8 protein-coding genes are annotated in these 7,761 nt (G+C 61.8%); 2 read left to right on the top strand and 6 right to left on the bottom strand.

The window, feature by feature from the left end; translation table 11 throughout:
* The 5 genes from ACKVY0_RS20640 to ACKVY0_RS20620 all read right to left on the bottom strand — a co-directional run.
* Window positions 1-731: transposase (locus ACKVY0_RS20640; protein WP_409216737.1), on the bottom strand; the 731-nt coding region annotated here is incomplete at its 3' end.
* Window positions 709-1,212 (bottom strand): helix-turn-helix domain-containing protein, encoded by a 504-nt coding sequence (locus ACKVY0_RS20635; protein ID WP_409216736.1) that lies wholly within the window; start codon window positions 1,210-1,212, stop codon window positions 709-711. The genes ACKVY0_RS20635 and ACKVY0_RS20640, both read right to left, overlap by 23 nt.
* 39 nt (window positions 1,213-1,251) lie before the next feature.
* The gene (locus tag ACKVY0_RS20630) at window positions 1,252-1,590 is read right to left on the bottom strand and encodes a hypothetical protein (protein ID WP_409216735.1); all 339 of its coding nucleotides are present in this window, start codon (window positions 1,588-1,590) and stop codon (window positions 1,252-1,254) included.
* A 105-nt stretch (window positions 1,591-1,695) separates the two neighbouring features.
* On the bottom strand, window positions 1,696-2,172 hold the full coding sequence (locus ACKVY0_RS20625) for a glycine cleavage system protein H (RefSeq protein WP_409216734.1): 477 nt from the start codon (window positions 2,170-2,172) through the stop codon (window positions 1,696-1,698).
* Window positions 2,173-2,332: 160 nt separating this feature from the next.
* The gene (locus ACKVY0_RS20620) at window positions 2,333-4,096 is read right to left on the bottom strand and encodes an ATP-binding cassette domain-containing protein (RefSeq protein ID WP_409216733.1); all 1,764 of its coding nucleotides are present in this window, start codon (window positions 4,094-4,096) and stop codon (window positions 2,333-2,335) included.
* 167 nt (window positions 4,097-4,263) lie between these two features.
* Between ACKVY0_RS20620 and ACKVY0_RS20615 the strand changes: the two genes are divergently transcribed.
* Together ACKVY0_RS20615 and ACKVY0_RS20610 are read left to right on the top strand one after the other, a co-directional pair.
* A complete protein-coding gene (locus tag ACKVY0_RS20615) occupies window positions 4,264-5,913 on the top strand; it encodes a UxaA family hydrolase (protein ID WP_409216732.1) in 1,650 nt (549 codons plus the stop codon).
* Window positions 5,914-6,054: 141 nt separating this feature from the next.
* Complete coding sequence (locus tag ACKVY0_RS20610; protein WP_409216731.1) at window positions 6,055-7,041, top strand: enolase C-terminal domain-like protein; 987 nt, start codon at window positions 6,055-6,057, stop codon at window positions 7,039-7,041.
* Window positions 7,042-7,051: 10 nt separating this feature from the next.
* On the opposite strand, the gene ACKVY0_RS20605 is transcribed toward ACKVY0_RS20610, so the two are convergent.
* On the bottom strand, window positions 7,052-7,761 hold a 710-nt coding region (locus tag ACKVY0_RS20605), incomplete at its 5' end, for a hypothetical protein (RefSeq protein WP_409216730.1).

Genomic DNA, 7,761 nt, shown 5'->3' with positions numbered 1-7,761 from the left:
GCCTTCTTGCAGATGGCGCAGGGCATTGGGCGTGAGATGCGTGGCCCACCATGCGGTGCCATCAAGGACAGCCGAGTCAAAGAGGCTGTTTTGTGCGAGTGAATCGGGGGCGTTGAAGTGGCGCATGCGTGAAGGTGTGCCTTCTTGTACCAGCTCCCCGAGGCATGATCAAGCGCCTTGGACTTTTTGTGCTCGCGTCTGCCCAGCCAGTCCTTGAGGAACGTGCGCGCGGCCTCCACTCCGGGTTGATTCCAAAACTCGCTGAACAGTTCCTTGTAGGCCCAGGCGCGGCCGCTCTTGAGGTTGATTTGCAGCAGCGCCTCGAAGCTCGTTGATTGCTCGGCGCTGAGGTTCTGCGGGTTGTAGAGAAAGAGATAACGGGTGCCTTTGAGGGTGTCGCCGCCCTGGGCCGTGAGCGCCTTGTGCTCGGCGCGCCGCGTGCGATCCACCGCCTCGCCGAGGTGTTTGGCGACGTGAAACTTGTCGAACACGATGCGTGCCTGCGGGGCCTCGATGTGCGTGGCGCTCTGGTAGCCTGCGCTCATGTCCATCGCGGCGGCCTCCACCCGCCCACGCACTGGCTCGGGGAGTTGCTGCCAGAGTTCGCGCGCGCTTTGGGTGTCGCGCCCTGGCACCACTTCAAGCACGCGTGCTTGGTCCAGATCGCACATCACTGAGATGTAGTCCTGGCCCTTGCCGAAACTCTTTTCATCCATACCGACTTTGCGCACCGCTGCGGCGTGCCAACCCGCGCGCCACCGCACGATCCATGATGTCCTGCAGGCTCTTCCAGTTCAGATCCAGCAGGCCTGCGGCGGCTTTGAGACTGGCCGTGGCCTGCAACACCGCGATGGCAAAGGCTTCAAAGGCCAGCGTGAAGCGGCTGTGCGCCCCGGCCCAGGGCACGTTCACCGTCTTGACGCCGTGCTCGGGACACTTCACCCGCGGCAGGCTTGCCACCAGGAGCGTTTCAAACCCCATCGCATCAAGGTGGCGCCAGCGGCGTGCTGGCGCATGGTCGTGGAGCCAGCAGTCGCTCGAGCACTCCGGGCAGTCGAAGCTCGCCTGCGGCTCTTCAGCCAGATGAATTTCCAGTCGCTTGGCCCCGAGTTGCAGCTCCACCTGCCCCACCACCCACGGGCGTTTTAATCCCAACATCGCTGCATAGTGCTGCTTCAACTCATCGCCAGTGTGCTCTTCATGTGCTTCCATTGGCACTCTCTGCCTCGCTTCCTCCACCGTTGCCAGCCACTATTTTGGGACAAGAACCAAAAGAGGTGCATGACAATACTCAGGCTGGTCGATGCCTCGTTGCTTGAAAGCTCGCTCCAAAACTTCGAGGGTTCCAGGTGGGTCAAAATTGTCCTGCGAGTATGCATAAATGGCCTCTTCAAATTCCGAATGAGGCAAAGGCTGCCCTCGGACAAAACCCAAATACCGAACCTCGGTTCCGTCACTCAATACGATTGCTCTCGAGTCATAAGCAACGATGAACATCAGGACCAAAAGTGCCGCGACCAGCGCCAACACCCACCACAACCGGCGCGATATTCTCGGTGGGTGCTCGATCTGTTCTGATTCGGCAGGCATGGCTTAAGCTCAGGGAAACTAAGTCTGGCAGCAACAAGTAAAGACTTGGAGCAAGACAGCCCCATTTCAAGGAACGGTCAAGCGGAGCCATCTTGACTGCCTTGACTACTCTTCCGCCATTCCCTCTTCCCCATGCCCTTCCTCGGCCATGCGCTGGATCGTGCCGCTGAGGAGGTCGATGTAGCGTTGCACATCGAGTGACTCGGCCTCCGGCTCACCGCGCACGCTGTAGAGCCAGCCTTGCTCATAGGGATCGCTGCGGACGATGCAGGCATCGACCTTGAGTTCTGGATTGCCGCCGGCAAAGGCGCCGTTCATCACGCAATAGACATCGGAGGCGGCCTTGAAGCCTTCGACCCAGCCGATGTTGTCACCGGGGGCCACGGGGCCGCCTTCAGCGGGTTTCCATTCGCAATCGACGAGTTCACCGAGCATGCGTGTGGCGAATTTGGTGAAGCCGACACGCCACAGATTCGACTCGCCTTCCACCGGAGCCATCCAGTAGTGCGAGCGCGAGTAACGAAACGTGTCGGGGAAGCGGGCGGAGAAGCGGGCGTGCTTGAAGCGGACGAAGTTGAGCATGGGAGGAGAGAACCAGAGGTCAAGAAGTCAAGGAGTGGTCAAGAGGTCAAGGGATCGTCAAGAGTCGAGATCTCGAATGCTCATGGGCACGATACTTGCCCCCTTTGACTCCTTGACGGCGAAGCCAACTTGACGACCCCGTTATCTTGACCGCGAAGCGCTACGCACGCCGACGCAGACCGACAAAGGCGAGCACGATACCGACGACAGCGTGAACCCCGAGCATGATCATGGCGAGATTCGGCGTGGCGAACCAGGTCTTCACGAAGGCATCAATAGGTTTGAAGGAGGGCGAACCCTGCATCGAGTCGATGATGCCCGACCAGCCGTAGTGCGCAGTGATGAATGGATGCACCACCGGGCCGATCACCTGCGGGAAACCGAGCAGCGCGCCGCAGAACAGCACGTTCGCGCAGAGCAGCGTGAGCGAGATGCTGTGCGCCCGCTCCGCACTGCTTGAATTCGCCGAAATACCGAGGCAGATCGTGGCAAAGGCCACGCCGGAAAGTGCGGGCAGCAGCAGCTTGGCGGAACCCGCTCCCGGCAGGCTGCCGGCGACAATATCGAGGAACATTTCCATCCAGAAGCTCTGCACCAGAATGATGGGCAGCATGAACAGCAGCGAACCCAGCAGCCAGGCAAACGGCTTCACGCCGCCGATGCGTTCGCGTTCATAAATCGCACGACGCCCGGCGATCTCGCGCGCACCGAGACGCACCGCCATGAATTGCACCAGCAGCACCTGGATCAGCATGATCATCGACACCGTATAGGCGGCCGGCCAGAACACATCGTCATTGGAAGCGCCGCCTTTGACGTCCTTAATCAGCTTCAAGTTCGGCATCAGCAGCAAAGCGACGACAATCGGCGCACCGACGAGCAGCGAGGCGTGCATGATCCACTCACGCGGCGTGCGGCGCAGCAGCGACCAGCGGCGCTTCAGCAGATGCTGTGCCTGGCTGAAGGTGCCCGGCAGCGGCACGATCGGCCTGATCTCGACCTCGGCGGGTTTCTTTTTCTCCTGCACCTCGTCTTCCTCGCCACGCTGCTTGAGGACCAGCGTGCGGTCGGCATCACCGGGATCTTCCTCGGCGGCGGAGAGTTCTTCCGCCTTGGCACCCAGCTTGAATGCGGCGTAATACGAATCGCGATGCTTCATCCACGAGTCACCCCAGCGCTGGGCGGGGCGTTTCGCCAGACGCGCATACACCTCGTCATACGTCGGCACCGTGAAGTAGTGCGGCACGGCGCGGGCCGGGCCGTGGAAGGCCACGTAGCCTTCATGCAGCACCACGACCGTGTCATACGCGCCCAGATTCGCCAGCGAGTCGGTGGCATGGATCACGATGCGGTCCGGCCGGTCGGTGGCCACCAGTTTGAGCAGCGCTTCAAACTCACGCTCGCTGCGCACATCCAGCCCCACGGTGAAATCATCGCAGAGCACGATCACGGGGTCCGCCACCAGCGCGAGGCCCAGTTTCAACCGCCGCCGCTGCGGCAGCGCCAGAGCGGAAGTGCGCTCCGTGGCGATGTTTTCCAATCCTACCGTCACCAGCACATGGGACACACGCGAGAGCACCTCGTCCTTGGAACCACCCGCGCAGCGCAGCATCGCCGCGCTGATCAAATTTTCCCGCACCGTCAGATGCTCGATGAGGCTGTCATCGCCCGCAGGCACCCAGCCGAGTTGATTGGGATAGAGCGGCTGTTTGATCAGATCGCGGGTGCGCAGCGTCGCGGTACCCGCCTCAGGCTCCGTCAGCCCGGCCAGGATGCGCAGCAGTGTGGTCTTGCCGCTGCCGGACGGGCCGATGACGGCCAGCACATGACCGCCGGGCGCCAGAAAGCTGACCTGCTCAAGCACGCGGAGCGGTTCCTTGTTCTTGCCGGGGACAACGTGGGAGAGATTGTTGATTTCGAGCATATCCACGATCTAAGCCGTTCCAGTCCAAAGAGCAAAGTTCAAAATTCAGCCTTCCCTTCCCCTGCCGGTAAAAATCACTGGCACCTCCAAGTGCTCAGTGCTCAGTGCTCAGTTCAACTTCACCAGCAGTCTGAGCACTGTGAACTAAGCACTGAGCACTTTTTCCGATGTCGCCCATCCTCCAAGTCCATCCCGCCGACGATGCCATTGTCGCCCTCCGCGATCTCGAAACCGGAGCCAACGTCTCGTTAAACGGCACCACCTGGACGTTGCGCGAAAAGATTCCCTCCAAGCAGAAATTCGCCGCGCATGACTTCGCCGTGGGCGACCTCGTCACCATGTATGGCGTCACCGTGGGCAAAGCCACGCAGCCTATCGCCAAAGGTGCCCTCATTCACACGCACAACGTCGTCCACGCCACCTCCGCCTTCAGCGGCAAGCAGCGCGACTACACTTGGACGCCGCCCGATGTCTCGAAGTGGAAATCGCGCACCTTCAACGGCTTCAAGCGTTCCCACGGCCCTGCGGGCACCGCAAACCACTGGATCGTCATCCCGCTCGTCTTCTGCGAGAACCGCAACCTCGCCTTCATGCGCGAGGCGCTCACCCGCAGCCTCGGCTACGGCAAAACCTCGCCCTATGAGCAGTTCGCGCATCGTTTGGTGCAGATGCAGCGCGAAGGTGCCTCCAGGGCGCAAATCGAAACCGCCATGCTCGAAGCGGAAACCTCCACCGCCACCGCCCGTGTCTTCAAGAACATCGACGGCGTGAAGTTCCTCGAGCACGGCCTCGGCTGCGGCGGCACACGCCAGGATGCGCAGGCTTTGTGCCGTCTGCTTGCGGGTTACATCAACAGTTCGAACGTCGCCGGAGCCACCGTGCTCAGCCTCGGCTGCCAGCACGCCCAGGTCAGCCTGCTGGAGCAGGAACTCGCCGCGTTTTATCCGCAGATGAACAAGCCGCTGCTCATCTACGAGCAGCAGAAGAGCAAATCCGAGCGCGACATGATGGCGAACGCCATCCGCGACACCTTCCTCGGTCTCGCCGGTGCCAACGAACAGACGCGTGAGCCCTGCGCATTGAGCAATCTCATCATGGCCGTCGAATGCGGCGGCAGCGATGGCTTCTCCGGCATCTCCGCCAATCCCGCCATCGGCCACACCGCCGATCTCCTCGCCGCGCTCGGTGGTGCGCCTGTTTTGAGCGAATTCCCTGAACTCTGCGGCGTCGAGCAAAGCCTCAGTGACCGCTGCGTCACCGCCGCACTGGCCGATAAATTCGTCGGCCTCATGCGTGCGTATGAAGCCACCGCCCAAGCCTGCGGTTCCGGCTTCGATGCCAACCCCAGCCCCGGCAACATCCGCGACGGCCTCATCACCGACGGCATCAAGTCCGCCGGTGCGGCCAAAAAAGGCGGCACCAGTCCCATCGTCGATGTCCTCGACTACGCCGAGCCCATCCGCCAGCACGGCGGCCTCACGCTCTACTGCACGCCTGGCAACGACGTCGAAAGCACCACCGCCCTCGCTGGCGGCGGCTGCAACATGATGCTCTTCACCACCGGTCTCGGCACCCCCACCGGCAATCCCGTCTGCCCCACGCTCAAGATCGCCACCAACAGCGATCTCGCCCGCCGCATGCCCGACCTCATCGACTTCGACACCGGCCCCATCATCACCGGTGCCAAGACCGTCGAGCAAATGGGCGAAGACATGCTCGAACTCGTCATCGCCACCGCCAGCGGCGACTACACGCCGAAGGCTGTGGCGCTAGGCCAAGACGACTTCCTGCCGTGGAAGCGGGGCGTGTCGCTGTGATGTTCCGGCTTATTTCACTCTCGGAGGTTCGCTCTTGTGCCAGTGGTCGTGAAGCTATTCTATATCTTCATCGGTCAGTTCGTAGCCACACAGCTTGACCATTCCTTGACTCCTTGACCTTCTTGACGCTCCCTCCGTGCCATGCACGCGGCACTCAAGCCCCTCACTCTCGTCGAACCCTTCCGCATCGCCCACGGCACTTCCGCTTCACGTCAGGTGCTGCGCATCACCGAAGGCATTCACACCACCGAGGCGCCCTTCGTTCCCTACTACGGCGAAGACCCGCAGCAAACCCTGGCGCTTCTGGACCAAGCCGTGTTGCCGGAACAACTCCCCCGCACCGCCGCTCTCGCTCTCAATCTCCTGCGGCACGACATCATCGGCCACGCCACCAATCAAAACCTGGCGACTGCTGCCAAACTCAAATTGGGAACGCCACTGCGCTCATCACCACCGCCCGGCTGCCGCTCCTTCAGCATCCCCGACGACCTCGATGTCTTCGCCGACAAGATCCGCGTCATCTCCCAGCAATTCCGCGTCCTCAAACTCAAGCTCGGCTCCGGCGATCTCAGCCTTGATCTCGCCACCGTCGCCGTCGCACGTCACGCCGCCCCGCAGGCCGATCTTCTGCTCGACGTCAATGGCGGCTGGGATCTCACCGAAGCGGCGCTCATGATCACCAAGCTCACCGAATATCGCCCTGCGCTCATTGAACAGCCGATTCATCATCGCCACGGCATCGACGCCTGGGAAGAACTCCGCGCCAGCCTCCCCGGCAACGCCCCGCCCATTTTTGCCGATGAAAGCGTGCAAACCGCCGCCGACATCCCCGCGCTCGCCGATTTCATCGACGGCGTGAACATTAAGCTCCTCAAATGCGGCAGCTTCGACGCTGCGGTGGCCATGATCGCCGCCGCGCGCGAGCACAGCCTGCAAATTCTCCTCGGTTGCATGATCGAAACCAGCCTCGGCACCACCGCCGCCGCGCATCTTGCTCCTTGGGCCGACTGGATCGACCTCGACGGCCACTTCTACGTCGCCAACGACGATTTCACCGGCATCGAGTATGATGAAAACGGCAACCTCCTGATGCCGGATCGTCCTGGCATCGGAGCGGTGAAAAAATGATTCCTCTCGTTCAGCCCGCAGGCGGAGCAGGCGGCGTCTCCTCATCATCTTCCTCATCGTCCCCGCCGCCATTGCCCAGGCGATTCTTCGTCGCCTCACGGAAGGCGGTGATCAGCGCCTCCCCGCCAGCCGCTTTGCGGAACTGCAGGATCAGATTCTTCATCTCCCCCAGCTTCTCCCGCAGTTGCTTCACCAGCTTCGGGATGCCTAACGACACCACCTTGCGTCCGGCGATGCTGCTCACTGGCAGGTTCATGACCACCACAAAGTCCATGCGCTCCTTCTCCGTGGCCACAGCCGCCTCATCGTCGATGCCGTATTCCAGCGCCTTGTCCTTCTGCGGGCCTTTGGCCAGCTCCGCCGCCGCCAGCGCGAGCAGCTCCGCCTTCTCGCTGAGGTCCAGGTCCGGCAGGTCACGCCACTCGCTGGTGGTCAGGTCCCACTTGTCCGCCTCCGCCTCGTTGCGTGCCTCGCGCAGGCAGTGGGTCATCGCCTTCGCCAGCGTGTCCGCGCTGTCCACGAGTTCCTTGCGTTCGCGTTTCTTGTCCTTCGCATTCCCCGTCGTCGCCAGCCCCTGCTTGCCCGCCTCGCCTCTGAGAGCCTGTCCGTTAAAACTTGAGAGCCACCATAACGGTGCGAAGGCTGATGGATGGAACGCCACTATCCCAGCGATGTGAGTGATGCCGAATGGGCCTTGCTCGAACCCTTCATTATTGACCC

The organism is Prosthecobacter sp. (assembly GCF_046154365.1).
Taxonomy (GTDB): Bacteria; Verrucomicrobiota; Verrucomicrobiia; order Verrucomicrobiales; family Verrucomicrobiaceae; genus Prosthecobacter.
The sequence above is the reverse complement of the archived record's forward strand: the minus strand, read 5'-3'. Positions and strand labels throughout refer to the sequence as shown.

Coding starts and splice junctions, on each gene's coding strand:
- ACKVY0_RS20610 (WP_409216731.1), top strand. CDS start 6,055: ATGCACGCGGCACTCAAGCCCCTCACTCTCGTCGAACCCTTCCGCATC.
- ACKVY0_RS20615 (WP_409216732.1), top strand. CDS start 4,264: ATGTCGCCCATCCTCCAAGTCCATCCCGCCGACGATGCCATTGTCGCC.
- ACKVY0_RS20635 (WP_409216736.1), bottom strand. CDS start 1,212: ATGGAAGCACATGAAGAGCACACTGGCGATGAGTTGAAGCAGCACTAT.
- ACKVY0_RS20625 (WP_409216734.1), bottom strand. CDS start 2,172: ATGCTCAACTTCGTCCGCTTCAAGCACGCCCGCTTCTCCGCCCGCTTC.
- ACKVY0_RS20620 (WP_409216733.1), bottom strand. CDS start 4,096: ATGCTCGAAATCAACAATCTCTCCCACGTTGTCCCCGGCAAGAACAAG.
- ACKVY0_RS20630 (WP_409216735.1), bottom strand. CDS start 1,590: ATGCCTGCCGAATCAGAACAGATCGAGCACCCACCGAGAATATCGCGC.